A 26,570-nucleotide genomic window follows, 5' to 3' on the forward strand; every position below is an offset into this window, starting at 1 on the left:
CCCTCAATCGTGTGAATGGAATGATTGACGCGGCGATCCGTCCCTCGGGTGGCGCCGTCGTCCTGGCAGCTAAGCGGCCAAAGCAGCGCGCATTGTCAGCGCGCCTCGGCCCCGCGCAGTGTCACGGATAGAGGTGACAAATACCCAAGCGGGATGACCCGGTGCGCCAGGCTGCCGGCGCTTGCTTCAGGGGTTCAGAGGGGCTGAAAGGGGATCAAAGAGGCCAGGCCCGCTGCGGCGCGCGCAACTGCTCAAAGGCGGCAGCAAGGCCCAGCACACCCACATCGTCAAAGCGCTTGCCGATGATTTGCAAGCCGATCGGCAGGCCAGCCGCCGTGTAGCCGCAGTTGATGCTGGCGGCAGGCTGCTCGCTCATATTGAAGGGCAAGGTGAAGGCGATGTGCTCAAACGGCCGCGTCGGGTCGTTCAGCGGGCTGGCCCATTCGGCCGCAAATGCTGGCACCGGGCTGACCGGCGAGAGTACATAGTCAAAGGGCTCACAAGCCGCCACCGCCGCTTCTCGGAAAGCCGCCATCTGGCTATAGCCCTCGAACAGCTCGGCAGCGGACAAGCCCGCCGCCGTCTCCACCCAGGCGCGGATATAGGGCAACACCAGGGCCTGACGCTCGGCCGGGAGCTTGCAAAAGTCCAGCCAGGAACGCATGCGCCAGAACTTATCCAGGCCCTCAATCATGGTGCGCGTGCTGAAGCCGGCCAACGGCTCCACCTGCGCGCCGGCAGCGGCGAAGCGCTGCGCCGCGTCTCGCACGGCAGCGGCCACCTCGGGATCAACGGCCATGCCCCAGCCGGCATCGAGCATGAGTCCCAGCTTCAAGCCTTTGAGAGGAGTCGGGCGAATCTGCCAGTCCAGCGCCTGCGGCGGCAGGCTTGTGGCGTCACGCCAGTCGGGGCGACTCAACTCACGCATCATCAGCGCCGCGTCGGCAACGGTGCGGGTCATAGGCCCGGCTACCCGGCCGGCGTAGGCCGGCTTGATGGGAATGCGACCGCCGCTGGGCTTGAGCGTGAAGATGCCGCACCAGCCGGCCGGCAGGCGCAGCGAGCCGCCGATGTCGGTGCCCACATGCAAGGGGCCATAGCCGGCTGCCGCGGCGGCCGCCGCACCGGCGCTGCTGCCGCCCGGGTTCTTGCTCAAATCCCAGGGGTTGCGGCTGAGCGGGTGAAAGCTGGACAGGCCCGAACTGAGCATGCCGTAGTCAGGCATGGTGGTCTTGGCCATCAGCACCGCGCCGGCTTCGCGCAAGCGGGCGGCGGGCGGTGCGTCCTCAGTCGCCGGGATCAGCTCGGTCGCTGCCGTGCCAAGCGGCAGCGGCGTGCCGCGGGTGGCGATGTTTTCCTTCAGGGTCAGCGGCAGGCCGTCCAGAGGCAAGGCCTGACCCTTGAGCCAGCGCGCTTCGGAAGCGCGGGCTTGCTGCCGGGCTGAGTCCGGGTCAAACGCATAGAGCGCGTGCAGCTGCGGCTCGCAGGCTTCGATATGCCGCAACACCGCGTCCAGCACCTCCACAGGCGAGAGCTGCCGGGCCTGGTAGGCCGCCAGCAGCTGAGTCGCGCTCCAGCCCTGCAAGGGCCCACCGGTCATGGCTTGGTGGCCGCCTTGAGCTTGGCGGCGGCCTTGAGCATTTGCTCGACGTGGCCGTCGGCGCTCAGGCTGGCATAGACGGCGGCGATCTTGCCATCGCTGCTGATCAAGTAAGAGATGCGGTCAGCCATGCCGGGCACCAGGGTCAGGGCCGCGTCATAACTCTTCATCACCTTGGCACCGGCATCGGCGGCCACGGCGAACTTGCTGCGGCAGGCCTCGATGGAGAACTTCTTCAGCGTTTCGATGTCATCGTTGGAGATGCCGATGACGGTGGCGCCCAGGCTCTTGAACTGATCGGTCGCCTCGGCGAACTGATGGGCTTCGATCGTGCAGCCGCTGGTGAAGGCCTTGGGGTAGAAGTACAGCACCACCGGCCCTTCCTTCAGCGCAGCCGCCAGCTTGAACTGGAAGGGCTTGCCGCCCACCGCCGCCTCGGCCGCAAAGTCAGGCGCCGGGGCACCCACGGCCAGAGCGGCCTGGGCCCAGGGGCTGATCAGCATGAGGCCGCACAGGGCGAGACTGGAGAGTTGTTTGAATTGCATGAGCTGGACCGCCTGTTTAGCTAAAGGAAGAAGTTGGATTGACTGATTGACAGCCCGATGATGCCTGTTTCACCACGCTCTTGCTAAGGCCCAGCGCGGATAACCGGGCCGACCCATCGGACAAGCGGGCATGAAGCCCAGGCCAAGCCCAGCACCGCCACGCCGGCATGACCCAGCCGTGACAGGTGAATGCTGCCAACTCGGCTGCCGCCATGACTTTTGACACCCGCCGCAGCACAGGCGGCAACCCACAATCGCCGTCCCATCAGCCACCCAAATGAACAGCGATATGAGCCATCGTCACGCCATGATCCCCCTGCCACGGCGCGGGCTCACCGCCCTGGGCTTGCTGCTGGCGCTGAGCGCCTGCGGGGGCGGCAGTGGTGAGATCGACCATTTCGTCAAGGACACGACCGAAGCCTCGCTGTGCGTGCTCTACAACTGCACCGAGTCCGACACCGTCGTGGTCGGCGACATCAGCCCCAAATATGTGGTGACGCAATCGTCGGGTGGCCAGGTGCATGTGGCGGCGCGCCTGGGCAAGACAGCCAACTTGCTGACCGTTGTGCGCCCCACCAAGGGCGACACCCTGACGGCCAGCCTGGGCGGCCAACAAAGCGAGCTACGCAATATCGACAAATACCGCATGGACTATGCGGTGGACTTTGCCGACGGCTCAGCGCAACCCAGCGTCGTCGTCAACTTCGTGCGTGCCGGTGAGGCGCACGCCAGCAGCGTCACCATGCCGGCGCCCTTTCGCATCCTGAGCCCGACCGGCCCCATCAACCTCGGGCGGCAAAGCGGCTTTCTGTGGGTACGCATGGATTTGGCCGGCGATGCGCCGCTGAGCCTGCAGACCGCGCTGAGCTGCGTGCGCGCAGACGGCAGCAGCTTCAAGGGCGATACCGCCGTGCCAAGCAGTTATGACGCCAATGCCAACGGCGGCCCGGCCTGGCGGATCAGCACCCTTGACCTTGACCTGGCGCTGAACAATGTGGGCCTAGGCCTGGGCGGCAGCACCCCCAATAAATCACCGGTGCAGAGCTGCGAGCTGGACTTCAACTGGTTGCTCAGCAAGCCCGGCAAAACAGCGGCCACCTTGTCCAAGTACAGCAGCATCCGCGCCGAGCGCAGCGCCGGCCACCACATCAGCTACGACGCCAGGCTCTAAGCCAGGCATGATTATTCCCAGGCCTGCGCGGCCAGCAGCTGCACCGCCTCGGCGCCTCCGAAGGGCGCGGCCAGGGCGTCGAACTGTTCGCCTGGCGGGCCCGCATCCAAAGCTTGCGCCAAGCTCAGATAAGCCGCCCAGGGCCCGCTGCCCTCCAACATCGCTTGCTTGGCGAATGGCGGCAGCTGCAACATCGCCACCGCCGCGGCGGCCTGGCAACCCAGGAGGCGCGGCAGGCTGCTGGCCAGGCCCAGCAAATACAAAGCACCCGACTCAGCCTCGCCGCTGGCGCGTGCCAAGGCTTCAAGCAAACGGGCCCGCGCCAGCGCATGCGCTTGCAAGGCCTGGCCGGCCGGGCGCGGCGGCGCCAAACGCACCAGCAGGCGGGAAGTCCAGCGGTAAAGCGCGTCGCGGCCAAGCACCATCACCGCATGTTCGATCGAATCCAGCACCCGGCCCGGGCTGGCGCCCGCGCTATTGAGATGCTGCAGCAGGCGCACGCTCAGCGCCGCGTCGGCCTTGATGTCGGCAGCCAGAAGAGCCACATCATCGTCGCGCACCAGGCGGCCCAGCAGCTGCATCAGGGCAGCGGCTTGAGGCGGTAGGGCATGGCTCAAATCGGCGGCCGGGCCGGCAGGCGCCGCCGCATCCAGGCGGCAGCTGGCCAGCATCACCGAGGGCTGGTTCAGCAAGGCTTCCAGCGCATCAACATCCGGCAAGTCCAGCAGCAGCTGCGGCAGGGCGCCGCTTTGCAGCAGGCACAGGCTGATGGCCTGGCGGCGTGCGGCATCACTGTTGGCCTCAGCCAATTGGGGCACGATGAAGTCGGGTCGGCCCAACTCAGCCAAAGCCTGGCCATGTTGTTGGCGCCAGCCCACCAGGGCACCGGCGGCACGCAAGCGCGCCAGCAGGGTCAGGGCTTGCTCGCTGCTGGCCAAAGGGGCACCGGGTCGAATCAGCAAGACCATGCCGGCCAACACTGCGCCGGGCTGTTCATTCGCATCCAAGCTGCGCGCCAACCAGGCCAGTGGCAATTCGGTCAAGGCCCGCAGACCCTGGGCCACGCACAAACGCATGGCCGCTAGCAAGGCATTGGCATGAGCGGCACCGGTGCTGGCGTCGGCACGCGCCAGCAGGCGCTCCTGCTGGGCCGCGCCGAGTTGAAACTCAAAGCCCGCCAAATGCCCTTGCGCCGACACCAGCGGCCGGCGCGCGCCAACCACGGTCAAGACCGGTTCCGCGGCGGGCAGGCCGGCAGGCGCCTGTACAGGCGCGGCCACGCGTGCGCGCGCCGGCAAGGGAGCAGGCGCGGATGCAGCTGGCTTGCGCCCAGGCAAGCAAGACAAGATTTGGGACAAAAAACTCATTCCCGCTAGCCTCGCAGCTTTTCGGCCGGCACGCTCGGTCGTGAAGCCGGGGCAATCCGGGCCAATTCGGCTTACGTTGAACCACTTCGGCGCCAAGACCTTGGCTCGGCAGAAAAACAGCGCGCGGACTAGACTGGCCCCATGCCTCATCCCTGCCCCCTCTCCGTTCTCGACCTCGCCCCCATCGTTGAAGGCAGCAATGCCGGCGAGGCCTTGCGCCGCAGCATTGCCCTGGCCCAGCATGCCGAAGCCCTGGGCTACCGCCGCTTCTGGGTGGCGGAACACCACAATATGGACGGTGTGGCCAGCTCAGCCACTGCCGTGCTGATTGGACAGCTCGCGGCGGCCACGAAGACCTTGCGGGTCGGCTCCGGCGGCATCATGCTGCCCAACCATGCGCCGCTGGTGGTGGCCGAGCAGTTCGGCACCCTGGCCTGCCTGTTCCCGGATCGGATCGATCTGGGCCTGGGCCGCGCCCCTGGCACCGATCAAGCCACCATGCGGGCGCTGCGCCGCCACCTCAGCAGCGCCAGCGAAGACCGTTTCCCCGACGATGTGATCGAGCTGCAAAGCTATCTGGCCCCGGCCCGCGAGGGTCAGGTCGTGCGCGCCATTCCCGGCCAGGGCAGCGAGGTGCCGATCTGGCTGCTGGGGTCTAGCCTCTACAGCGCCCAGCTGGCGGCCTACCTGGGCCTGCCCTTTGCCTTCGCCTCCCACTTCGCGCCCGATTTGCTGCAACAGGCGCTGGATCTCTACCGCGCCCACTACCGCCCCAGCGAGAAGCATCCCAAGCCCTATGCCATGGTGGGCCTGAACGTGGTGGTGGCCGACGATGATGCGCAGGCCGCCTACCTCTTCACCTCGCTGCAGCAGCGCTTTCTGGGCATGCAGCGCGGCCAGCGCGGCCTGCTGCCGCGCCCGGTGGACAGCATGGCCGGGCGCTGGACACCGCAGGAAGAAGCCGGGGTCGGACGCATGTTGGCGGAGTCGCTGGTGGGTTCGCCCGCCACCGTGGCCGCCGGCCTGCGGGCCACCCAGGCGCGCACCGGTGCCGATGAGTTCATCGTCGCCTGCGCCGTGCATGACGATGCCGCCAGGCGCCATTCCTACGCCTTGCTCGCGGCACTCTGAGGGCACGCGAGGCGTTTGGTAAAACCCGCGCGCTATTCTTGCGGGGCTGCGCCACTGCTTTTTTCGCCATGCCTGCCCTCTTGACTCACCGCCTTGTCAGCCGCTGCGCTGTCGCCCTACCCGCTCTGCTCTTGTCCGCTTGCGCGGCGCTGAATCAGCAGGCTTACCAGCGCGAGCATGGCGCCCCTGATCCACAGCGTTATGACCAGGCCCAAGCGATGCCGCCCGGCGGCGTGAGCTATCAGCAGCAAATCAAACCCTTGCTGCAAAGCCGCTGCGTGGTTTGCCACGCCTGCTACGACGCGCCCTGCCAACTCAAACTGGGCAGCTGGGAGGGCATCGCACGCGGCCTGAGCAGCACCCCGGTGTACGACGGCACCCGCCTGCGCCCAGCCGAGCCGACGCGCCTGTTCACCGACGCGCAAGTGGCCTCGCAATGGCGCGAGCGTGGCTTCCAGCCGGTGCTCAACGAATTTGAGAACACGCCGCAGGCCATGCGCTCGGCCAGCTTGCTCTACCGCAGCCTGCTGCTCAAGCAAGAGCATCCGCTGCCGGCGGTGGACGTGCTGCCGGCCAAGTCTTTTGACTTCTCGATGGACCGTGCGCAAAGCTGCCCGCGAATCGAGAACTTCGAGGCCCATGCCAAGGCCCATCCCCTGGCCGGCATGCCTTACGGCCTGCCCGGCATCAGCGCCGAGGAATTAAATCTAGTGGCACGCTGGCTGGAAACCGGTGCGCCCGATGACGGCGCCCCGGCCCCCACGGCCACCGAGCAGCGCGAAGTGATAGCCTGGGAGAAATTCCTCAACAACGGAGGCAGCAATAAAGAGCGGCTGATGAGCCGCTACCTCTACGAGCATTTATTCCTGGGCCACCTCTACCTCAGCGACGAGGCGGCGCGCCAAGCCTACAAGCTGGTGCGCAGCAGCACGCCGCCCGGCCAGGCGATTGCGCCCATCGCCACAAGGCGGCCGTTTGACGACCCCGGAAGCGCGCCTTTTTACTACCGCTTGCAGCGTGACTTGGAACCCATCGTCGCCAAAACGCATATGCCTTACCGCTTCGACGCGGCAAGGCGCGAACGCTACCGCGCCCTGTTCTTGAAGCCGCGCTACGAGGTGACGCAGCTGCCCAGCTACGAACCCACCATGGCCTCCAACGGCCTGGCCAGCTTCCAGGCCATGCCCAGCGACGCGCGCTACCGCTTCTTGCTGGACGACGCGCAGTTCTTCATCATGAACTTCATCAAAGGCCCGGTGTGCCGGGGCCAGGTGGCGCTGAACGTGATTGAGGATCGCTTCTGGGTTTTCTTCACCGACCCCGACAGCAGCCTGGGCCATGACGCCAGCGAGCTGGTGCTGCGCGCCGGCGCCGCCGCCGGCCTGCCGGCCGCCCAGGGCAGCGATGCCTCGGTGTTCGACTTCTGGACCATTTACGCCAAACAGGAAAAGCAGTTCCAGCGCGAGAAGGCGCAAAGCCTGAGCGCCAACTTCGCCGCCCACGGCGGCCCCACCCTGGCCATGGTGTGGGACGGCGACCGCCATAACCCCAACGCCGCACTGACCGTGTTCCGCCAGTTTGAAAGCGCCAGCGTCGTCCAAGGCCTGGTGGGCGACACGCCAAAAACGGCCTGGGTGATCGGCTACCCGCTGTTCGAGCGCATCTTCTATTTGCTGGCGGCCGGCTTTGATGTCTACGGCGACATCGGTCATCAGCTGCACAGCCGGCTATTCATGGACTTTTTGCGCATGGAGGGTGAGTCCAATTTCATCAATTTGCTGCCGCGTGCGGCCCGGCCCGGCGTGGTGGCGCATTGGTATCGCGAGGCCCGGCCCGCGGCGCTGGAACAAATGCAAACCCTGGCGTTGACCGGCACGCATGAAAGCGCCATCCCCTTCAAGACCGCCGACCCCAAGACTGAATTGCTGAGCCTGCTGGCCAAGCGCATCGGCCCCGCCCTGCCGCAACGCTGGGCCTTGCAGCAAGAGCCTAACGCCAGCCTGCGCCGCGATCTGGCCCAGCTGGCCGCCCTGCGCGGCCCCAGCCTGGGCTGGCTGCCGGCGACGCTGTTCATGGAAGTCAGCGAGGTGGCCGGGCCGCCGCGCTACTTCAGCCTGCTGCGCGAACTGGGCCACCTGAATATGACCCGCTTGCTGCGCGAAGAAGGCGAGCTACTGCCGGCCGAGAACGCCCTCACGGTGGCCAATGGCCTGATCGGCGCCTACCCCAATGTGCTGCTGCGGGTGAAGGCCAGCGAGTTGACCGAGTTCAGCGCCGCCGTGGCCGCCCTGAGCAGCGAAGCCGACTACCGCCGCCTGGCTGACCGCTGGGCCGTGCGCCGCAGCAACCCCGACTTCTGGGCCGCCAGCGACGCCTTGCACCGCGCCAGGCCCCGCCTGGCCGGGCCGGACGGCGGCTTGTTTGACTACAACCGGCTGGAGAATCGCTAAGGCGCCGAGCTGCTGAATCCCAGAGCCGGCCAGCTTCAGTCACGCGCCAGCAGCCCCTCGCCCAACCAGCGGCCCAGGGCCTGTGCGGCTAGGGCGGCGGCGTGCTGACTCTGCTCGGGCCCGGCGGCGGCCTTGGCCGTCATCTCGCAAAGGCTCGCAAAACTTTCGCCCGCCTGAAGGGCCAGCAGTTGCTGCGCTTCCAGCGGTTCAAGGGATCGCCAGCGCGTTTCCAGCGCGGCGTCACGCCAGATCAGCAGCCAATGCGCATGCGCCTCGGGCTCCGCGAGCTCGGGTTCCGCATCACCTTGCTCCGGGCCGTACTCACGCAGCTGCCGCCAAGCCGGCTCAATCGCCCATTGCAGGGTCAGCAGTTGCACACTGGGCTGCAGCCGAAAGCATTGGGGGCCCCAGTCTTCGGGCGCAAGTGCAGCCAAGTCCTCCACGCCTAGCAGGGCGGCGGCCTCGGCCGCATCGAAGGCGGCACGCAAAGCCCAGTCCATGCGGGCCAGCTCGATCAAGGAGGGATGCAGCTGCGCCTCGTCCGCCATGAATTCAGCCAGGCCATCGCCAAACCAGCGGATGGAAGGCTGGCGGGGCGGGCAGGCGTTCAGGTAGCGCAGTGCCAATGCATCAAAAGCCTCATCGCCCAGCGCGCGGTGCAAGACCAGATAGTTGTCACGCAAGGCCGCTTGCAGGCGGGCGCGGTAGGCATGGCGGTAGGCGCGCAGGCCGGGGCTGAAGGTGGCGGGGCCTGATGGCGGATCGGGCGAATCCTCACCCGCGATCTGAGCCTGCAGCCACTGCTGTTGCCGGCGCAGGGCGGTGTCAGAGTTTGTGCTTGAGCTGATCATGCGGCGCACCCCGGTCAAGCGGCCGGGGCCAGGTCTTGCCTAGGGGGCAAGGGCCAGACCCGCTGGCGCATAGGCTCAGGCCTGGGCTGAGGGCTCATTGGGCTGCAGGTCTGGCGCACCAGCTGGCGCGCTTGATCCAGCTCCAGCAGCAAGTCCTGCAGCGGCGGGATCTTGTCATCGCGCTCGATCATGGTGGGTTTGGCCCCCAAGCGCAGCACGGTGTAGACGTAAAGCTGCCAGACCGCGTCGCACACCGGCGCGTCATGGGTGTCGATGATCAAGTCGCCTTGATCCTCATGGCCGGCCAGGTGGATTTGCACCACTTGCTCGGGCGGCATGTAATCGATGTAGTCGCGGGCATCAAAGCCGTGATTGCGGCTGGAGACATAAACATTGTTGACGTCGAGCAGCAGGCGGCAGCCGCTGCGGCGCAGCAGCTGGGCCACAAACTCGGCCTCGCTCATCTCGTCTTCGGCGAAGCGGATATAGCTGGACACGTTTTCCAACACCAGCGGCCGCTGCAGCAGGTCTTGCACCTGAGCGATGCGCGGCAGCAGATGCGCCAGCGCGGCTTCGGTGTAGGGCATGGGCAGCAGATCGTGCAGATTGCGGTGGTCCACCCCGGTCCAGCACAGGTGGTCGGACACCCAGGCCGGCTGCACCCGATCAGCCAGGGCTTTGAGCGCGCGCAAATAGTCCAAATTCAGCGCGTCGCTGCTGCCGATCGACATCGACACGCCGTGCATCACCAAGGGATAGTCCCGGCGAATGCGTTCCAAGTGCCACAGCGGGCGGCCGCCCGGCACCAGATAGTTTTCGCTGATGATCTCCAGCCAGTCCGGCTTGAGCCCAGCGGGCAGCGGCCGCGCGGCATCGGAAAAAGCAGCGTAGTGCTCGCTGCGCAAGCCAAGGCCGAAACCTTGCAGGGGTGAGGGCGAGGGGACGGGCATGGTGATCGATCCTGTGGAACAAGGCGCGGCCAGCGCGGTCAATACATCGGGCATGTGACATGGGGCAGGGTCAGGTCTTGCCCCGCCCCAGTGACAGTGGCTGCCTTCTTTTGCTTACTTCAGCACCTTGCCGCCTTCCTTGGTGCATTCTTCTGCCGTCTTCTTGCTGACCCAGCCCTGGCCCTTGCAGCTGTTGTGGCCCTTGCACTCGCTCTTGGCGGTTTTGCATTCGGAGCTGCCCTTGCAGCCATTGATGCCCGAACACTTGACCTTGCCCATATCGCCGTCAGCGGCCTGAGCCACGGTGGCGAAGCCAGCGGCGGCGAACAAGGTGGCGGCAGCAGCAGCGATGCTCAGGCCGGTGGCGGACAGGGTCTTGAGGCTGGAAGTAGTTTGTTGCATGACTTGCTCCTGGATGGAATGGATGAAATGGAAGAAAGGGGTGACAAGGTTTAACGCTTCATGCAGGCGCTTGATACGCCCACGCTGCTTGTGTCGCCCGACACCCCGCCCTTCTTACAGCCCGCCAAAAAAATATCTCAACATTTCTGAATGAGCTGGGGTTATGGGAGCAAAGACGCTGCATATTGGCGTGAGCGCAGCGAACTCACTAGAGTCGGCAGCACCTTGTCATGCTTGGCTGCCTGGCTGCAGCCCTCACCCACCATGTTGAACACCGAAGCCTCCAGCACCCAACACGCCGATCTGGACCTCTACGCCCTGCCCACGCTGGTGGATACCTTGGTGCAGGACCAGCTCGACGCGGTGCGTGCGGTGCAGGCGGCGGGCGCGCAGATTGCTGCTGCGGTGGCCGCGGCCTTGCCGCGCATCCAGGCCGGCGGCCGCTTGATTTATGTGGGTGCCGGCACCTCGGGCCGGCTGGGTGTGCTGGACAGCGTGGAGCTCTACCCCACCTTTTCCTGGCCGCGCGAGCGCGCCCTGGCCCTGCTGGCCGGAGGCGAGCGGGCCATGTTTGTGGCCATTGAAGGGGCGGAAGACGATGGCCCGCAAGGCGCGGCCGAGATGCTGGCTCTGGCGCCCACGCCCAACGATGTGGTCTTGCTGCTGGCCGCTTCCGGCGCCACGCCTTATGTGATGGGCGCTCTGCGGGCGGCACGCGCAGGGGGCGCATTAACCCTGGGTTTTGCCAACAACCCTGGGGCGGCGCTGACGGCGCAGGCCGATATCGGCATCTTTCTGGACACCGGACCCGAATTGATTGCAGGCAGCACGCGGCTGAAGGCCGGTAGCTCGCAGAAAATAGCGCTCAACACATTCTCGAGCGCACTGATGGTCAAACTCAACAAGGTCTACGGCAATCTGATGGTGGACCTCAAACCCACCAATGCCAAGCTGCTGCAACGCGCCCTGGCGTTGACCATGCGCATCAGCGGCGCCGATGAGGCGCGCGCGCAAGCCGTGCTGGCGCAGTGCGGCCACCACGTCAAGCTGGCGGTGCTGGCCCTGAACAAGCAGCTGAGCGTGGGCGAGGCTCGCGCTGCCCTGGACGCCGCCGACGGCAATCTGCGCCAGGCCTTGCTATCACCATGAGCGAAAAATTAGCCAATCCCTGGCGCTGGATCCCCTCGCTCTATTTCGGCCAAGGCATTCCGTATGTGGTGGTGATGACGCTGTCGGTCATCATGTACAAGAACTTGGGGCTCTCGAACACCGACATCGCGCTCTACACCAGCTGGCTCTATCTGCCCTGGGTCATCAAGCCGCTGTGGTCGCCGCTGATTGAGCTCTTCCACACCAAGCGCAGCTGGATCATTGCGCTGCAATTCCTGATCGGCGTGGCCCTGGCCATGGTGGCCCTGACCATCCCCGGCCCGCAGGCGTTCAAGGTCACGCTGGCGGTGTTCTGGTTGATGGCCTTTGCCTCGGCCTCGCACGACATCGCTGCGGACGGCTTTTATATGCTGGCCCTGCCGCAGCACAGCCAGGCCGCTTTTGTCGGCGTGCGCTCCACCTTCTACCGCCTGGCCAATATCGGCGGCCAGGGCGGCCTGGTTTATCTGGCCGGTGAGCTGCAAGAGCGCACCGGCAGCATGACGACAGCATGGAGCGCTGTCTTCGCGCTGCTGGCCGGGCTGTTTGCGCTGATGGCGGCCTATCACTTCCTCGTGCTGCCACGCCCCGCGGCCGATGCCCAAGGGCCGGGCCGCGCCGGCTCGGCCGGTTTGCTGCGCGACTTCTTGCAAGTGTTTGCGGAGTTCTTCCGCAAGCCCGGCATCTGGGTGATCCTGGGCTTTTTGCTGCTTTACCGCTTCCCGGAAGCGCAGTTGCTCAAGCTGGCCACGCCTTTCTTGCTGGATAGCCAAGCCGACGGCGGCCTGGGGCTAACGACCAAGCAGGTCGGCATCGCCTACGGCACGGTGGGCCTCACTGCACTGACCGTGGGCGGCTTGCTGGGTGGCTGGATCATCTCGCGCGTAGGCCTTAAAAAAGCGCTGTGGCCGCTGGTGCTGATGATGCATGTGCCCAATATCGCTTTTGTGGCCCTGGCTCTGGCCCACCCGGGCAGCTTGGTACTGATCAGCGCGGCGCTGGCCGTTGAACAATTCGGTTATGGCCTGGGCTTCACCGCCTATCTGATGTACATGATTCTGGTCGCCGACGGCCCCCACAAAACGGCGCACTACGCCATCTGCACCGGCTTCATGGCGCTGGGCATGATGATTCCTGGCATGTGGAGCGGCTGGCTGCAGGATCAGCTGGGCTATCTGAACTTCTTCATCTGGGTGCTGGTGGCCACGATTCCTTCCTTCGCTATGGCGGCGCTGATCAAGATCCCGGCCGACTTCGGCAAGAAGCAGGACGAGGAGCCCGCATGAGTGCCGAGCTCAAGCCCACGGCCAAGTCCAAAGCCTTGTCGCGCCGCAGCCTGCTCGGCGGCAGCGCCGCCGCGCTGATGGCTTGCGCGCAGTCGCCGCTGAAGCCTGCCCTGGCCAATCCACCGCGCTTGCTGCCCGCGCCCGAACTGGCCGAGCAAGCGCCCGCAGTGCCGCGCGAGTTCCGCGCCGCCTGGGTGGCGACGGTGGCCAATATCGACTGGCCCAGCCGCAAAGGCCTCAGCACGGCCGAGCAGCAGGCCGAAGTGCGGACGCTGCTGGACAGCGCCGTGGCGCTCAAGCTCAACGCCATCATCTTGCAGGTGCGCACCAGCGCCGATGCGCTCTACCCCAGCGCGCTGGAGCCATGGAGCGAGTACCTGAGCGGCACGCAAGGCCTGGCCCCAGAGCCCTTCTACGACCCGCTGGCCTTTTGGATCAACGAGGCCCATGCGCGCGGGCTGGAGCTGCACGCCTGGTTCAACCCCTTCCGCGCGCGCCAAAGCCAGGCCCAATCGGCGCCCGCCGCCAGCCACCTGAGCCAGACCCAGCCGCAATGGGTCAAGCGCTACGGCGACCAGCTTTGGATCGACCCCGGCGAAGAAGCCGCCGCCAACCACTGCCTGGCCGTCATCGCTGATGTGCTGGCGCGCTACGAGGTGGACGGCATCCACATCGACGACTATTTCTATCCCTATCCCATCACCGAGCCGACCAGCAAGCAAGAGCTTGATTTCCCGGATGAGCCGAGCTGGCAGCGCTTTGTGCAAAGCGGTGGCAGCCTGAGCCGCGCGGACTGGCGTCGCCGCAATGTCGATCAGCTGGTGCAGCGTATGCAGCAAACCATCCGGCTCAGCAGCAAGCCCTGGGTGCGCTTTGGCATCAGCCCCTTCGGCCTACCCAAGCCGGCGCTGCGGCCGCCGGGCATTGCCGGCTTCAGCCAGTACGACAAGCTTTATGCCGATGTGGAGCTGTGGCTGGCCAATGGCTGGCTGGACTATCTGGCGCCCCAGCTCTACTGGCCGATCAAGCAAGCGCCGCAGGCGTTTGATGTCTTGCTGGACTATTGGCACGCGCAGAACCCGCTGCAGCGCCATATCTGGCCGGGCCTGTTCACCAGCAAGGTGACGGACAAGGCCGACAGCTGGCCGATCAGCGAGATCAGCGCCCAGATCGAGATGCAGCGTTCCCGCGCGCCCGCCACCGGCCATGCGCACTTCAGCATGGTGGCCTTGCTGCAGAACCGGCGCGGCCTGGCGCTTGCGCTCAAGCAAGGCGTCTACGGCCAAGCCGCCGTGCCGCCGGCCACGCCCTGGCTTGATGCAAGCCAGCCGGAGCCTGCCCCCACCCCACTGCTGCTGGCCCTGCCCTCAGGCGGCCAGCCCGATGCCGCACCGGCCTGGCAGTTGCGCCTGCCGCCCGGCAAGCCGGCCGAAAGCGGGCGCTACCTGCTTTGGACCCGGCATGGCGAGCAATGGCGCTGGCAGCTCGGCAGCGAGTTTGTCATCGCAGCACAGGATCTCAATGCCCTGGTGATTTCGCGCCTGAGCCGGGTTGGCATCGAGGGACCACGGAGCGCTTTCCGGCTCGCCTGAGCCCTTGCGGCTAGTCGGGCCGGAATAAAGCCACGAATGAGCGCCTGTTGGCACCATCAGCCACATGCGGGATGAGGTCCAATTGGGCTCAAGTTTTTGATCCGCTGCGTGGCTGTGAGCCGCGCCCACCCATTCCGCCCCTTCATGCCCAAACTCAGCACCCGCAGGGAGTCGTGGCTCTGGCCCTCCATCGTGGCCATTCTCTTGCTCGCCAACGCAACGGTGGCGATCTTCTTCTGGTGGTCGCTGAGCAGCAGCAAACAGCTCTTTGATGAGCGAGCCTACGCGCAAACGGCCAATATCGCCAGCACGCTGGACGGCAATATCTCCAGCAGCATCGAGAAGATTGATCTGGTGCTGGCCAGCGTGGCCGACGAGTTGGAGCGGGAAATCCGCGCCGGCGGCATCCAGAAGGACCAAGCCTTGCGCTTTCTGGCGCGACGCCTGCAAAACATGCCCGAATTGCCGGCCTTGCGCGTCTACGACGCCGAGGGCAATGGCCTGGTCAACGAGGGTGTGGAGCCCGCCGCCGATGTCGTCAACATCGCTGACCGGGACTATTTTCAGCGCGCCAAGGCCCAGACCGAGCCGCAGCGCATTCTGTCGCCCCTGCTCCGCTCGCGCGTCGACCAGAGCTTTGTGATTGTCTCGGCACGCCGCTTTGTGGACGCCCAGGGGCGCTTCGCCGGCGTGGTGATCGCCCCCATCGGTGTTGAGTATTTCAGCCAGCTGATCTACGGGCTAGACCTTGGCAGCGGCGGCACTGTCGCCTTGCGCGACGCCGATCAGCGCTTGATCGCGCGCAACCCGCCGCTGCACGGCAGCCCAGCGGGTGAGGTCGGCAACCGCATCGTGTCCAAGGAATTCCAGAAGTTGATTGATGCCGGCGTCGAGACTGGCAATTTCCATAATGCCGACGGTGCCGGCGGCATCGATCGGGTGGTGAGCATGCGGCGCTTGCATGCCGCGCCTTTTTTGCTGGCCGTAGGCTTGGCCAGCCAGGACTATCTGCGCGGCTGGTATGGCGAGATCGCAGCGGCCGCTGCTTTGGTTTGCTGCTTCGCCATCGTTTCGGTGCTGCTGGGCCTGACCCTGCGCCGCGCCACCCAAGCCACCTTGCAAGCCAGCCTGCGCAATCGCATGTATTTGAAGCGCGCCAGCGACGGCATCATGGTGCTGGACGGCAAGGGACGCCTGAACATCGTCAACGACCGCATGTGCGAGTTGCTGGGCCTGAGCCGCGATCAACTCGTGGCCATGAGCCGGCTCGAACTGCTGCAGCTGTGGCCGGATAAGCGGGCCCGGGCGCGAACCTTTGTCGCCCTGCGCGCGGGCAATGAATTGCTGAGCTTGGAAACGCTGATCCGCAAAGGGCCGGCAGGTGAGTTGCGCGACGTGGAACTCAATGTCAGCGCTTTTGAGATTGCCGGCGAGCCCTGCTTCTACATCTCGGTGCGCGACATCAGCGAGCGCAAGGCGATTCAAGACCAGATGCGGGAGATGGCCTACCTTGATCAGCTGACCCAGCTGCCCAACCGCCGCCTGCTGAGCGACCGGCTGGAACAAGCCCTCGCGGCCAGCCAGCGCAGCCGGCAGTTCTGTGCCTTGATGATGCTGGACCTGGACAAGTTCAAGCGCCTCAATGACCAATGGGGCCACGATGCCGGGGACCAACTCCTGATCGAGGTGGCCCGCCGCATGAAGGCCTTGATGCGGGGTCAGGACACCGTGGCCCGCATGGGCGGCGATGAATTCGTGGTGCTGCTGAGCGGCTTAGGTGAAGACCGCGCCAGTGCCGCCGCCAACGCCGGCCTGATCGCCAGCAAGATCCTCGAAGCCTTGAACGCGCCGGTTGCGCTGGGGGCGGGCGCGCCGGACTGGCCCTGCCGCTGCAGCATAGGCATCAGCTTGTTTGTTGGCCGCGACTGCGGCACCGGAGAACTCTTCAAACAAGCCGACCTGGCCTTGTACGAAGCCAAACACGCCGGCGGCGACGGCTTCAAGGTGTTCACAGCGCCAGAGCGCGAGCCCGCCTGAGCAAGCCCCGCTCAAGCGCACCAAGCCAGCCAGCGCCCATGCGGGTGTGACCAGGACAGCGCCCGCTGCTGAATCTGCCCATTAGCAGCCCACTGCAGCGTCCACAAGGTAGCGCTGGCGCCGGCGCGCTCGGCGGCCAAAGGCGGCAGATCCAGACCCGGCGGGCGCAAGGCCGCGCCCTCGGCGCTGAGCCAGATCAGGCCATGCTGCAGCACCAGCCGCCGCACGCGCGCCTGATAGTCCTGCAAGGCGGCGGGCGTGAAGTAGTACAGCACCCAGCTATTGAACAGCACAGGCTGGCTGCCGGCAAAGTCACCCGCAGCCAACTGCGCCGCCAGCACACTCAGCCCATCTTCACATTGCTGTATGCGGTGCTGATCGACCAGCGCCACCGCTTGATCAAGGCGGCGCGCCCGCTCACGCTCATGCGGCCACAAGCAGGCATGCAGCCAGCGCAGGGCCGCCGGGTCCTGCACATCCAGCAGGGCCAGATCCAAACCCAGGCGCTGCTGAAGCTGCCAAGCCTGATCGGCCGGGGGCGCGGCGGCTGCGCCCAGCCAATCGCAGCTGATCTCGGGCCGCTCGGGCCCGGCTGGCGCGCCGCGCGCAAAGCTCGCGCCGGACTCGGTTTGGTAGCAATAGCGGTAACGGTCCACACCCAGGTTCAGGCCCGCGCTGCAGCCGAAGTCGATCAAGCTCAGCGCACGCCTGCCACTCAAGCCCGCGATGTGTTGCAGGGCCGGCCAGAGCACGGCGCAGCGGCCGATCTCATTGGTCTGAGTGCGGCGCTCACGCAAGGATTCGATCAGGCTGGCCTGCTGCTGACGCGCGAAATCCAGCAGCAGGGCCGGCAGCTGCGCGTCGGGCAGGCGCTGGCCGCCCACGCTCGGGTAATAGTCCGCCAGGGGATGGGCCACGCCGGCCAGCACCCGCTCATGCAGGGCCGCGAGCAGCAGATTGGGAATCGCCTGGGTGGGCGGCGCATGGGCCATCAGGGCGAGCAGCTCAGGCGCATCCGCTACCGCTTGGCATATCGCCACATAGAGCGGGTCTTGCAGGCATTCCAGCGCGGCAAACTGACGGAACTGCTGCGCCCAGGCTTGGCTTGATTCGAAATTCATGTCGCCAGCTTAGTGGCGAGGCTGGACGCAAAATGTCGGATACCCGACAAATAGAACGCAAACATGTCTGACGCCGCTCAGCCTTCAGTCCAGCCCTCACTTCAAGCACTTTTGGCCGTGCTGCAAGGCAACTTCCCGACGCTGGACTGGCAGCAAGACGCCGCCCTGCTGGCACGCCTGCAGCGCCTGATCCCAAGCCGGCGCCTGGCGCGCGGCAGCAGCCTGTTTCGCCAAGGCGCGCCGACCCAGGCTTTCTATGCCGTGGGGCAAGGGCAAATGGAAGCGCGCTTCACCGGCGCGGACGGCACGGTCTCGGTGCTGGAGACGATGCAGGCGCCGCGCCTGTTCGGCCTAGCCGCCTTCGCCGCCGGCCAGCCCTCCAGCTACGAAGCGGTGGCGCTTCAGCCCAGCCAGGTCTGGGTCTTGGCGGAGCCGGCCTATTGCCTGCTGATGGATGAGGTGCCAGGTTTTGCCCGCGCTCTGTTGCGCGAATTTGCCCAGCGCTTCGACGGTACTTTGCGCATGCTTGAAGCTTCCCGCCACCGCAGCGCGGCGGAGCGCCTACAACTGGCCCTGACGCAGCTGAGCCGGGAGCAGCCCGCTGCCTCAATGCGCCAAAACGGGCCTGCGCAAGAGCCGGGTTGGTTGCGCATCCAAACCACCCAGGCCGACCTGGCCGCGCTGGCCAATCTCTCGCGCCAAACGGTCAATCAGTTGCTGGGCGAAGCGGCGGCACAAGGTCAGTTGCGGCGCGCTTACGGGCAGCTGTGGCTGCGGGCGCAGCAGGCTTGAACGAAGTCAGGCCTTCGCTTCCACCTTCAAGGCCGCCTCGATGTCCGCGCGCAAACTGGCTGGCGCGTCGTTCGGGGCATAACGCTTGATCACCTGGCCATCGCGCCCGATCAGGAATTTGGTGAAGTTCCACTTGATCAGCTCGGTGCCCAGAAAACCGGGCTTTTGGCTTTTCAGCCACTGCCACAGCGGGTGAGCGTCGGCGCCATTGACCTTGATCTTCTCCATCATCGGGAAGCTGACGCCGAAGTTCAGCTCACAAAACGAGGCGATGTCCTCATTGCTGCCCGGATCCTGGCCGCCGAACTCATTGCTGGGGAAGCCCACGATCACCAGGCCTTGCTCGCCAAATTCCTGCCAGAGCGACTCCAGGCCTTTGAACTGCGGGGTGAAGCCGCATTGGCTGGCGGTGTTGACGATCAGCAGGACCTTGCCGCGCTGGCTGGCCAAGTCGGCCGGCTTGCCATCGATGGACAAGGCCTGAAAGTCGTAAACGCTGGACGCCATGGAGATGCTCCGATCTGCTGAGTTGCGCGGATATTAGCCGGCCCGGGGAAGCTCTGCACAAATCAGGCTGATCCCTGCTGCGCAGCCTCGCCCCGATTTATGCAGCGCTTGCCTTACGCTCCAGCGCGGCCAGCAAAGCCGCGGCCAGAATGCAAACCCCGCCCAGCGCCGTCTTCACATCCAACTGGCCGCCGCCCAGCCACAGGGCGGAGAGTGCAGCTACCGGCACCTCGGTCAGCATGATGATGGCCGTCACATTGGCCGGCAGGCGCCCGGCGCCGTACTGCAGGCTGAGGTTGGACAAAAAGAACAGCAGCGCCATGCCCGCCAAGGGCAGCAGCCAGATCGCACCGGGCAGGCCGGGCCAGCTGATCACCGACGCGCCGGCCAGCAAGGCCGCCGCCGTGCCGGCCACACCAACGCCACCGGCAAACATGGCCAGCGCACAGGCGGCCGGGCCATTGCTGGCGGACTGGCGCCGCAACATCACATTGTTGAGCGCAAAAGTGAAGCCACCCGCCAGGCCCAGCCAGTCAGACAAGCCCGCCGGCAGCGGCAGGCCGCCCCCTTCTGGCGCCAGCACAATGGCCGCGCCGCCCAGGGCCAGGGCCATGCGCAGGCCCGCCAAGGCGGTCAGGCGCTCGCCCAGAATCAGGCGCGCCAGCAGCACCGCCCAGAGCGGCATCAAATAGAACAGCAGCACCACCCGCACCACATCCCCGGTGGCCACACCCCAGTTGAAGGCGGTATTGGTCATGCCAGCGGCAAGCGTCACCAGCCAGAGGGCGGGCGTGCGCGCCAGCTCGCGCCAGGCCTGCGGCTGACTGGCGCTGAGCACCAGCAGCGACAGCAAATACAGCGCCACCGTCGTCCAAAGCGGGTGCAACCCGAGCGCTTGAAACTGCCGAAATGGCCACCAGGAAAGCCCCCAGATCAGGGCGTTAAACATCAGCGCGAGTTGTGGCTTCAAAAAAATGGGCTCAGAGATGAAATTGGGCTTGAAAAAGATTGCCGGGGGCGCTACAAGACAGCGCGGTTGATCCTGCTTGGCGGTGGTTGGCCGGCAACAACAGATTCGTGCGAAAGCGCGGGCGCCCGGTCACTTTGTCGATCAACAATGGCCGGGGTTTATAGCATGGTGTTTTGCGTGGGCATGGCGCCCCTCAAACGCTGGGATTGCTGTCATTGACAGTTTTGCAAGGGAGAGACTCTTTTGAATCATCTGGCCTGCTTCACCCCGGGGGACTTCACTGCCGACCCCGCGCCTGATCTGACGAGCTTCCGTTGGCGCTTGCTCGCGCAAGGCGATTCCTGGTTTTCCACCGCCGATGACAAGCTCAATGCGCACGCCAACTTGCTGCAAGAGATGGTCTACAAGGAACCCACCTGCGCCGTGAACTGCGCCGGCAAGGGGGGTGCGCTGAGCCATCTGGTGGATCTGGAATCGGCGCCCGACTTTGTGCGCCTGCTCAGCGGCTCGGACTCACCGGTCTGGGACGGCGTGCTGCTGTCCATGGGCGGCAACGACATGATCGCCGCCGCACAAACGCCGGCCAATGCCGCAGACGGCACACGCGTGCCCCTGCATCTGCGCCTCTTGCGCCATCAAACCGAATGGGGCACGCCGGCCAGCGGCGTGGCGCGTTATTTCTCCGAACCCGGCTGGGCCACTTACAGCGAGTATCTGCGCACCAATGTCCGCCACCTGCTGACCCTGCGCGACCAAGGCCCCTCGGCCGGTAAGCCGATGTTCATGCACTGCTACGCCGTGCCGATGCCGCGCCCGGCCGGCGCCGAGGATGTGGGCCTGGGGCAATCCGGCCCCTGGCTCTACCCCGCGCTGAAGGCTTACGCCCTGCCGGCCGCCGATTGGGCGGCGGTGAGCCGGCTGATGGTCTTCCACCTGGCCCTGCTGCTGAAAAGCATGGCGGCCGATAAAGAGCAATTCCCCGGCCTGCATGTGTTCGATTCCACCACCGTGCCGCTGGCCCCGGCCACGCCCGGCAGCAGCGGCAGCAGCGGCGACTGGCATAACGAGATCCACCTCAACCACAGCGGCTGCTTCAAAATCGCCCGCGCCTGGTCAGAGCATGTGGAAAACGTGCTGAGCGGCGTCAAGGCGGTGGAGCCGAGCAAACGCCGCAGTTAAGCAGAGCCGCGCCGCCGCGCCATCCCTCAAAGCGGCGCCAGGTTCTCCCCGCGCAGGCCCACCAGCAGGGCGCGGCCTGAGCCGTCGACGCGAAACTCGCCGAAGCGGGCCTTGGCATAGCGCTCGGCCTCGCCTTCCTTGAAGAAATAGGCATCGGTCACCAGCAAGCGGCGGCCGTTCTTCTGCACCAGCGGGATCAAGACCTCGTCCGGCGCCAGCGCTTGACCATCGGCGGCGCGCTGCGCAATCGCCAGTCCGCGCGCATCCAGCTTGAGCACCAGCTGCGCCGCATCCTTGGGGAGTTCGCTGGGTGTGCCTGCAAGACCTGACCCCGGCGCGGCGGCAGCAGCCATGACGCGGAAGTTCAGCGCCATATAGTCGCCCTGCATCAGCGAGCGCGGGTCCACCGGCGCCAGCGGCAAAAAGATCGGCCTACCGTGGCGGATCAGTTGCTCCTTCTGCCAGATACCCAAGTTCGCCAGCAACAAGCCCAGCAAGACCGTCAGGCCCAGCAGGCCTGCAGCGGGGCGCGTCCAGCGTGGCAGCGGGGCGGCAGCCCCAGCGACCGAGGCCGTTTCAATCCGGCGGCTGCGCTGAGCCCAATACGCCATGGCCGCCAAAACGGCCGCCACCACGATCAAAACCAAGGCCTTGCTGCTCAAGCTCCAGCTCAGCTGATAGTAAAAAGCGCCCAGCATCCAGGCGCAACTAACGCCCGCCGCGGCCGCCATGCGCCAGCGCCCGGCCGTGGCGCACAGCGCCAGCATCAGCAGGCCAGCGCCCAGCAAGGGGTTGAACCAGGCCAGCAGGGCCAGGGCCCCCGCCACACCCAGCAGCCAAGTTTGGCTGCGCAGCACCGGCCAGCAACGCTGCAAGTAAGTGGCAGCGGCCAGGCTGCTGAGGGCCGACAACAGGGGTGCGAGCCAGGCCAAGACCGTGTGCGAACTCGCGGGCCAGCCGCCGATGCCGCGCAAGTCATGGGCCAAGCTCAGGCCTGGGTTGGCAGGCAGCAAAAACGTGCTGCCCGACACCAGGGCAAAGCCCAGCAAGAGGCCCAGGCCCCAGCCGCTCGCGAAGCTCTCCAAGGCGGCAGCCGCCTGCGCTCGGCCGGCCCCCAGCCAGCCCTTGGCCAGCTGCCATTGCGCGGCGAGCCAGAGGCCCAGCAGGAGATAGAGGCCCAGGTTCAGGCTCAAAGCCCAGGCTTCACGGCGGTATTCGCGACCATAGTCACGCGCAAATTCGCCGGAAAATTCAAACCAAGCCTGCCACAGCGCCCCCAGCGCCAAGCCCGCAGCCAGCGCGCCCAGTAGCGCGCGCAGCCAGGCCTGTGGCAAAACCCAGGCCAAGCCGGTGCTGAAGAGCGCCAGCGCCAACAGAACCGCGCCGAAGGGCAGATGCAAGCCCTGCCACAGCCCGTAAGCCAGCAAGCCCATGCCCGCGGCCATGGCGGCCAGGGCCAGCTGTTGCAGGAACAGGCCACTGCCAGCTGAGCCGCGCTCAGCGCTACCCTCGCCATCGACCTCAGCTTGGCGCAACACCAGCACCGCCGCGCCCAAGAGCATCGCCGCCACCGGCAAGCTACCCAGGCCTTCGAGCGCACTCTTCAGAATCAGGGCCAGCAAGACCAGCAGCAAGCAGGCCAAAAGCCAAGCCCCCAGCGCCGTCAACACCACCACGGGCCAAGGTCGCACGGGCGATGGAGCGGGCGGCTGGGCCTGCGCGGGCAGCAAGCCCAGAGCTTGGGCGCGGGACCACAGGGCTTGTAGTTCAAGCAAGTTCATGCGGCCGTCCCGTCGTTCTGCTCCGACTCGCGTTGCCGGCGCGCAGCCGCCAACAAGCCCTTGACCGAGAGGCTCAGCAAGCCCGCGCCCACCAAGGTCAGCAGGGCAAAGCTGGCAATTGGCTCGACCCGGTGGTCTTCCAGCAACCAGCGCCCCAGGCCGGCCAGCAGCAAGACATTGAGGGCCAAGGCCAGCACGCTGAGGCCAAAAATCTCGATATGAGCGGGCCGCGCCAAGGCGAACGCTGCGCCCGCCAGCAGCAAGAGCGCCAGGCTAAACAGCAGGGTCTCGTCTCCGCCGAACAACAAGAGCAAGGCGCTAACGCTCATTTGCCCCACCGCCAGCAGCAGGGCTAGGCGCCAGGACCAGATGCCGGCGCCCGTCCAGGACCGCAAAGGCCGCCCCAGGAAAGCAAGAGGCAACGCCAGCAGCGCCCAGTGCAGCAATTGCAGGCCACGGATCTGCGCCGGCAAATGGCTATTGAAGAGCCTGATCGATGGGGCCTCCGCCTGCCACCACAGCGCGATCGCGGCCATCAACACCAGCACCCAGGGCGCCCAGAGCACATCGCTGCGCAAGGCCAAACCTAGCGGCAGCCCCAGTGCGGCCCAAAGCGCAAACAACTGCCAGGGATCGGCGCCGGTCTGATAGGTCTGACCGAAATAGGCGAACAAGCCGCCCAGCACCAAGAACAGCGCTAGGCCCAAGGCGGCGCGCAGCCTTGGCAGCAGCCAGGCGGCCAGGGCCAGCAGCAAGACCAAACCTTGCAGCAGGGCGAAGCGGCCGAAGCGGCCCAGATCGTCCCAGTTGGCAGCCAACCACATCAGCAGGCCAAAGGCGGCCAGCGCTGCGGCCAGCACGGCCAGGCCTTGGATCAAGCGTTGCTGCAACCCTGCGGGCTCCTGGCCCAGACCGGCCTCGCGCAGCAATTGCGCATGCTGGTTCGCGTCAAGGCCGTGTCGGCCGACCCAGCGATACAAGACCAAGCGGATATCGTCCATGCCCCACCCTCAAACTTGTCATCGGGCACTGCCCGCCTTGCGTGCGCAACAGCAGCAAGTGTTATTCGAGGCTCAGTGCACCTCGTCGCAACGCGCCAAGGCCAGCAGGCGCTCCACCTCGTCGCGATGATTGACGCAATTGCGCTGATGCCAGCGGCGCACGATCCACATCGTGCCGGCCACCAGCAGGCCGAAGATGGAGATGGCGATGAAGGCGGACAAGCCGATGCGCGTCATGCCCGTGTAGAGCGCGCCCAGTGCCAGGATGCAGGCCTGCTCGTTGAAGTTCTGCACGGCGATGGAGCGGCCGGCGCCCATCAGGTTGTGGCCGCGGTGCTGCAGCAGTGCATTCATGGGCACGACCAGATAGCCGCCAATCATGCCCAGCACGATCAGGAAGGGAATCGCTGCCCAGACATTGGTGATCATGTTCAGGCCAATGATCAGCACGCCCATCAAGATGCCCAGCGGAATCACGCGCGTGGCGCGGTCCAAACGCATATAGACCGAAGCCACCACGGCGCCAATGGCCGTGCCGATGGCGACCACGCCGCCCAAGGTGGAGGCTTGCGTAGTGGTGTAACCCAGCGCCATGGCCGCCCAAGCGAACACGATGATGCGCAGATTGCCCGACACGCCCCAGAACAAGGTGGTGGTGGCCAGCGAGATTTGCCCCAGCTTGTCGGCCCACAGGCGCGAGTTGCAAGAAGCGAAGTCGCGCAGCAAGGTCAGCGGGCTGTGCGACAGCGGCTGCAAGGCGGTTTGGGTACGCGGGATGTAGAGATTGAAGGCCGCAGCGATCAGATACAGCACGACCAAGCTGCAGATGGCGGCCTTGGGCGCGGTGTCGATGCCGGTGTTGATGAAGGGCATATCGATGCTCAAGAGCAAAGGTGCCAGATGCGGTCCCACCAATTGCCCACCCAGCAAAATGCCCAAAATGATGGAGGCGATGGTCAGGCCCTCAATCCAGCCATTGGCCTTGACCAATTGCGAGGGCGGCAGCAACTCCGTCAGGATGCCGTACTTGGCCGGCGAATAGGCAGCGGCACCCAGGCCCACGATGGCATAGGCCAGCAGCGGATGCGCGCCGAACAACATCATCAAACAGCCGAATATCTTGATCAGGTTCGAATAGAACATGACCTTGCCTTTGGGCACGGCGTCGGCAAACGCGCCGACAAAAGGCGCCAGCAGCACGTAAAACAGCGCAAACATCGGGCCCAGGGCCGGAATCTGCCAGGCCGGCGAGCCATTGGTCTTCAACAACTCGATCGCACCGACCAACAACGCCTGATCAGCCAGCGAGCTGAAAAACTGCGCTGACATGATGATGGAAAAGCCTTTTTTCATGAGCCCATTCAATACTGCGGGAAAAAGGCCTACCGGTTCGACGCATGCAAGCGCGGCCCGGCATCCTGACATTTGATCGGTCGGCAAAGTGGATGCTGCGGCGGGTTTATAGCATGCAGCTCATGGCAGTGCCGTCATCGAGGTGCGCCCTGCGTCGGCGTCGGCGTGCCGGGCGGTGCCACAATTCAGGCCATGCCGCGTCCTATTGAAGCCCATATCCACCTCCCCGCCATCGCCCACAACCTGGCCCGCGCACGCGCCCGTGCGCCCGACGCCAAGCTCTGGGCCGTCGTCAAGGCCAATGCCTACGGCCATGGCATTGCTCATACTTATGAAGCGATGCGCAGCGCCGACGGCTTCGCCCTGCTGGACTTTGCCGAGGCCAAATTGCTGCGTGAGCTGGGCTGGCGCGGCCCGATCTTGCTGCTGGAAGGCTGCTTCGAGGCGCGCGACCTGGAGCTGTGCTCGCGCCTGAAGCTGTGGCACACGGTGCATTGCGAGCAGCAGATCGACTGGCTGGCCATGCACAAGACGCACGAGCCGCACCGGGTGTTCCTCAAGCTCAATAGCGGCATGAACCGCCTGGGCTTCACGCCACAAGCCTTCCGCGCGGCCTGGACACGCCTGAATGTGCTGCCCCAGGTGGACGAGATTTCGCTGATGACGCACTTCTCCGACGCCGACGGCGAGATTGGCATCGAGGCTCAAGTGGCCGCGTTCGAGCGCGTCTGCGCCGACTTGCCGGGCGAGCGCTCCTTGAGCAATAGCGCCGCCGTCCTGCGCCACAGCGAACGCCTGCGCAGCGACTGGGTGCGCGCCGGCATCATGACTTACGGCGGCGTGCCCGACTTCCCGGTGCACGACCAAGGTTTCTGGGATTTGCAGCCGGCCATGAGCTTGCGCTCCAAGATCATCGCCGTCCAGCACCTGCAGCCCGGCGACACGGTGGGCTATGGGTCCAGCTTCACCGCCACGGCGCCAATGAGCATCGGCGTGGTGGCCTGCGGTTATGCCGACGGCTACCCGCGCCACTGCCCCACCGGCACGCCCGTGCTGGTGGACGGCCAGCGCTGCAGCACGGTCGGCCGGGTATCGATGGACATGCTGGCCGTGGACCTGACGGCGCTGCCCAAAGCCGGCGCCGGCAGCGAGGTCACGCTGTGGGGGCGCAGCAGCAAGGGTCAGGTCTTGCCGATCGACGAAGTGGCCCAGGCCGCCAAGACGATTGGCTATGAGCTGATGTGCGCCCTGGCGCTGCGGGTGCCGGTGACGGTTGATCACGGCGCCGCTGGCCTGGCAGGCTAGGCCTTGCGCCTCGCCCTGACGCCCAGGAAG

Annotated in this window: 22 protein-coding genes; 10 read left to right on the forward strand and 12 right to left on the reverse strand. The window is 65.8% G+C overall.

Annotated features, from left to right (window positions below; genetic code table 11):
• Positions 1–214: 214 nt before the first annotated feature.
• Together AABB87_RS09710 and AABB87_RS09715 are read right to left on the reverse strand one after the other, a co-directional pair.
• The gene (locus AABB87_RS09710) at positions 215–1,600 is read right to left on the reverse strand and encodes an amidase (RefSeq protein WP_341971044.1); all 1,386 of its coding nucleotides are present in this window, start codon (positions 1,598–1,600) and stop codon (positions 215–217) included.
• The gene (locus tag AABB87_RS09715; protein ID WP_341971045.1) at positions 1,597–2,145 is read right to left on the reverse strand and encodes a peroxiredoxin; all 549 of its coding nucleotides are present in this window, start codon (positions 2,143–2,145) and stop codon (positions 1,597–1,599) included. The genes AABB87_RS09710 and AABB87_RS09715 overlap by 4 nt, the downstream gene beginning before the upstream one ends.
• Positions 2,146–2,434: 289 nt before the next feature.
• On the opposite strand from AABB87_RS09715, the gene AABB87_RS09720 reads away from it, so the two are divergent.
• Entirely contained in the window at positions 2,435–3,316 is an 882-nt protein-coding gene (locus AABB87_RS09720) for a hypothetical protein (RefSeq protein WP_341971046.1), read from the forward strand.
• 11 nt (positions 3,317–3,327) lie between these two features.
• Here the strand turns inward: AABB87_RS09720 and AABB87_RS09725 are convergent, their stop codons facing one another.
• The gene (locus tag AABB87_RS09725; protein WP_341971047.1) at positions 3,328–4,683 is read right to left on the reverse strand and encodes an HDOD domain-containing protein; all 1,356 of its coding nucleotides are present in this window, start codon (positions 4,681–4,683) and stop codon (positions 3,328–3,330) included.
• Positions 4,684–4,824: 141 nt separating this feature from the next.
• Here AABB87_RS09725 and AABB87_RS09730 point away from each other — a divergent pair, with 141 nt between their 5' ends.
• Both AABB87_RS09730 and AABB87_RS09735 read left to right on the forward strand, forming a co-directional pair.
• Positions 4,825–5,814 carry an LLM class flavin-dependent oxidoreductase gene (locus AABB87_RS09730; protein WP_341971048.1) on the forward strand — a complete coding sequence of 330 codons (990 nt, stop codon included), beginning with the start codon at positions 4,825–4,827 and terminating at the stop codon, positions 5,812–5,814.
• A gap of 80 nt (positions 5,815–5,894) precedes the next feature.
• Positions 5,895–8,264 (forward strand): fatty acid cis/trans isomerase, encoded by a 2,370-nt coding sequence (locus tag AABB87_RS09735; RefSeq protein WP_341971049.1) that lies wholly within the window; start codon positions 5,895–5,897, stop codon positions 8,262–8,264.
• Between the two features lie 35 nt (positions 8,265–8,299).
• On the opposite strand, the gene AABB87_RS09740 is transcribed toward AABB87_RS09735, so the two are convergent.
• The 3 genes from AABB87_RS09740 to bufA2 all read right to left on the reverse strand — a co-directional run bounded on the left by AABB87_RS09740 (position 8,300) and on the right by bufA2 (position 10,467).
• Positions 8,300–9,115 carry a DNA-binding domain-containing protein gene (locus AABB87_RS09740; RefSeq protein WP_341971050.1) on the reverse strand — a complete coding sequence of 272 codons (816 nt, stop codon included), beginning with the start codon at positions 9,113–9,115 and terminating at the stop codon, positions 8,300–8,302.
• A gap of 14 nt (positions 9,116–9,129) precedes the next feature.
• Entirely contained in the window at positions 9,130–10,065 is a 936-nt protein-coding gene (gene bufB / locus AABB87_RS09745; RefSeq protein ID WP_341971051.1) for an MNIO family bufferin maturase, read from the reverse strand.
• 114 nt (positions 10,066–10,179) lie between these two features.
• Positions 10,180–10,467, reverse strand: coding sequence for a BufA2 family periplasmic bufferin-type metallophore (bufA2, locus tag AABB87_RS09750; RefSeq protein ID WP_341971052.1), 288 nt, complete (start codon positions 10,465–10,467; stop codon positions 10,180–10,182).
• 264 nt (positions 10,468–10,731) lie between these two features.
• On the opposite strand from bufA2, the gene AABB87_RS09755 reads away from it, so the two are divergent.
• The 4 genes from AABB87_RS09755 (at position 10,732) to AABB87_RS09770 (ending at position 16,531) form a co-directional block, all read left to right on the forward strand.
• The gene (locus AABB87_RS09755) at positions 10,732–11,616 is read left to right on the forward strand and encodes an N-acetylmuramic acid 6-phosphate etherase (RefSeq protein ID WP_341971054.1); all 885 of its coding nucleotides are present in this window, start codon (positions 10,732–10,734) and stop codon (positions 11,614–11,616) included.
• A complete protein-coding gene (locus AABB87_RS09760) occupies positions 11,613–12,902 on the forward strand; it encodes an MFS transporter (RefSeq protein ID WP_341971055.1) in 1,290 nt (429 codons plus the stop codon). Before AABB87_RS09755 ends, AABB87_RS09760 begins: the two co-directional genes overlap by 4 nt.
• A complete protein-coding gene (locus tag AABB87_RS09765; protein ID WP_341971056.1) occupies positions 12,899–14,494 on the forward strand; it encodes a glycoside hydrolase family 10 protein in 1,596 nt (531 codons plus the stop codon). The genes AABB87_RS09760 and AABB87_RS09765 overlap by 4 nt, the downstream gene beginning before the upstream one ends.
• 144 nt (positions 14,495–14,638) lie before the next feature.
• Complete coding sequence (locus AABB87_RS09770; protein WP_341971057.1) at positions 14,639–16,531, forward strand: bifunctional diguanylate cyclase/phosphodiesterase; 1,893 nt, start codon at positions 14,639–14,641, stop codon at positions 16,529–16,531.
• Between the two features lie 11 nt (positions 16,532–16,542).
• Here the strand turns inward: AABB87_RS09770 and AABB87_RS09775 are convergent, their stop codons facing one another.
• Complete coding sequence (locus AABB87_RS09775) at positions 16,543–17,652, reverse strand: DUF2332 domain-containing protein (protein WP_341971058.1); 1,110 nt, start codon at positions 17,650–17,652, stop codon at positions 16,543–16,545.
• 63 nt (positions 17,653–17,715) lie between these two features.
• Between AABB87_RS09775 and AABB87_RS09780 the strand changes: the two genes are divergently transcribed.
• On the forward strand, positions 17,716–18,444 hold the full coding sequence (locus AABB87_RS09780; protein WP_341971060.1) for a Crp/Fnr family transcriptional regulator: 729 nt from the start codon (positions 17,716–17,718) through the stop codon (positions 18,442–18,444).
• A 6-nt stretch (positions 18,445–18,450) separates the two neighbouring features.
• On the opposite strand, the gene AABB87_RS09785 is transcribed toward AABB87_RS09780, so the two are convergent.
• Both AABB87_RS09785 and AABB87_RS09790 read right to left on the reverse strand, forming a co-directional pair.
• Positions 18,451–18,951, reverse strand: coding sequence for a glutathione peroxidase (locus tag AABB87_RS09785; RefSeq protein WP_341971061.1), 501 nt, complete (start codon positions 18,949–18,951; stop codon positions 18,451–18,453).
• A gap of 97 nt (positions 18,952–19,048) precedes the next feature.
• On the reverse strand, positions 19,049–19,921 hold the full coding sequence (locus AABB87_RS09790) for a DMT family transporter (protein WP_341971062.1): 873 nt from the start codon (positions 19,919–19,921) through the stop codon (positions 19,049–19,051).
• A 243-nt stretch (positions 19,922–20,164) separates the two neighbouring features.
• Between AABB87_RS09790 and AABB87_RS09795 the strand changes: the two genes are divergently transcribed.
• Positions 20,165–21,100 (forward strand): hypothetical protein, encoded by a 936-nt coding sequence (locus AABB87_RS09795; protein WP_341971063.1) that lies wholly within the window; start codon positions 20,165–20,167, stop codon positions 21,098–21,100.
• Between the two features lie 26 nt (positions 21,101–21,126).
• Here the strand turns inward: AABB87_RS09795 and AABB87_RS09800 are convergent, their stop codons facing one another.
• The 3 genes from AABB87_RS09800 to lplT all read right to left on the reverse strand — a co-directional run bounded on the left by AABB87_RS09800 (position 21,127) and on the right by lplT (position 25,235).
• The gene (locus tag AABB87_RS09800; protein ID WP_341971064.1) at positions 21,127–22,881 is read right to left on the reverse strand and encodes a GDYXXLXY domain-containing protein; all 1,755 of its coding nucleotides are present in this window, start codon (positions 22,879–22,881) and stop codon (positions 21,127–21,129) included.
• Positions 22,878–23,882, reverse strand: coding sequence for a DUF2157 domain-containing protein (locus AABB87_RS09805; RefSeq protein ID WP_341971065.1), 1,005 nt, complete (start codon positions 23,880–23,882; stop codon positions 22,878–22,880). Before AABB87_RS09805 ends, AABB87_RS09800 begins: the two co-directional genes overlap by 4 nt.
• Before the next feature lie 72 nt (positions 23,883–23,954).
• A complete protein-coding gene (gene lplT / locus AABB87_RS09810; RefSeq protein WP_341971066.1) occupies positions 23,955–25,235 on the reverse strand; it encodes a lysophospholipid transporter LplT in 1,281 nt (426 codons plus the stop codon).
• Positions 25,236–25,427: 192 nt separating this feature from the next.
• On the opposite strand from lplT, the gene alr reads away from it, so the two are divergent.
• Positions 25,428–26,540 carry an alanine racemase gene (alr, locus tag AABB87_RS09815; protein ID WP_341971067.1) on the forward strand — a complete coding sequence of 371 codons (1,113 nt, stop codon included), beginning with the start codon at positions 25,428–25,430 and terminating at the stop codon, positions 26,538–26,540.
• Positions 26,541–26,570 lie beyond the last annotated feature (30 nt).

It is taken from the genome of Roseateles sp. PN1 (genome assembly GCF_038419725.1).
Taxonomy (GTDB): domain Bacteria; phylum Pseudomonadota; class Gammaproteobacteria; order Burkholderiales; family Burkholderiaceae_C; genus Paucibacter_A.

Excerpts from the sequence above, each read along its gene's own strand:
- AABB87_RS09710 (WP_341971044.1), bottom strand. The coding sequence starts at position 1,600 with ATGACCGGTGGGCCCTTGCAGGGCTGGAGCGCGACTCAGCTGCTGGCG.
- AABB87_RS09715 (WP_341971045.1), bottom strand. The coding sequence starts at position 2,145 with ATGCAATTCAAACAACTCTCCAGTCTCGCCCTGTGCGGCCTCATGCTG.
- AABB87_RS09720 (WP_341971046.1), top strand. The coding sequence starts at position 2,435 with ATGAGCCATCGTCACGCCATGATCCCCCTGCCACGGCGCGGGCTCACC.
- AABB87_RS09725 (WP_341971047.1), bottom strand. The coding sequence starts at position 4,683 with ATGAGTTTTTTGTCCCAAATCTTGTCTTGCTTGCCTGGGCGCAAGCCA.
- AABB87_RS09730 (WP_341971048.1), top strand. The coding sequence starts at position 4,825 with ATGCCTCATCCCTGCCCCCTCTCCGTTCTCGACCTCGCCCCCATCGTT.
- AABB87_RS09740 (WP_341971050.1), bottom strand. The coding sequence starts at position 9,115 with ATGATCAGCTCAAGCACAAACTCTGACACCGCCCTGCGCCGGCAACAG.
- bufB (WP_341971051.1), bottom strand. The coding sequence starts at position 10,065 with ATGCCCGTCCCCTCGCCCTCACCCCTGCAAGGTTTCGGCCTTGGCTTG.
- bufA2 (WP_341971052.1), bottom strand. The coding sequence starts at position 10,467 with ATGCAACAAACTACTTCCAGCCTCAAGACCCTGTCCGCCACCGGCCTG.
- AABB87_RS09755 (WP_341971054.1), top strand. The coding sequence starts at position 10,732 with ATGTTGAACACCGAAGCCTCCAGCACCCAACACGCCGATCTGGACCTC.
- AABB87_RS09760 (WP_341971055.1), top strand. The coding sequence starts at position 11,613 with ATGAGCGAAAAATTAGCCAATCCCTGGCGCTGGATCCCCTCGCTCTAT.
- AABB87_RS09765 (WP_341971056.1), top strand. The coding sequence starts at position 12,899 with ATGAGTGCCGAGCTCAAGCCCACGGCCAAGTCCAAAGCCTTGTCGCGC.
- AABB87_RS09770 (WP_341971057.1), top strand. The coding sequence starts at position 14,639 with ATGCCCAAACTCAGCACCCGCAGGGAGTCGTGGCTCTGGCCCTCCATC.
- AABB87_RS09775 (WP_341971058.1), bottom strand. The coding sequence starts at position 17,652 with ATGAATTTCGAATCAAGCCAAGCCTGGGCGCAGCAGTTCCGTCAGTTT.
- AABB87_RS09780 (WP_341971060.1), top strand. The coding sequence starts at position 17,716 with ATGTCTGACGCCGCTCAGCCTTCAGTCCAGCCCTCACTTCAAGCACTT.
- AABB87_RS09785 (WP_341971061.1), bottom strand. The coding sequence starts at position 18,951 with ATGGCGTCCAGCGTTTACGACTTTCAGGCCTTGTCCATCGATGGCAAG.
- AABB87_RS09800 (WP_341971064.1), bottom strand. The coding sequence starts at position 22,881 with ATGAACTTGCTTGAACTACAAGCCCTGTGGTCCCGCGCCCAAGCTCTG.
- AABB87_RS09805 (WP_341971065.1), bottom strand. The coding sequence starts at position 23,882 with ATGGACGATATCCGCTTGGTCTTGTATCGCTGGGTCGGCCGACACGGC.
- lplT (WP_341971066.1), bottom strand. The coding sequence starts at position 25,235 with ATGAAAAAAGGCTTTTCCATCATCATGTCAGCGCAGTTTTTCAGCTCG.
- alr (WP_341971067.1), top strand. The coding sequence starts at position 25,428 with ATGCCGCGTCCTATTGAAGCCCATATCCACCTCCCCGCCATCGCCCAC.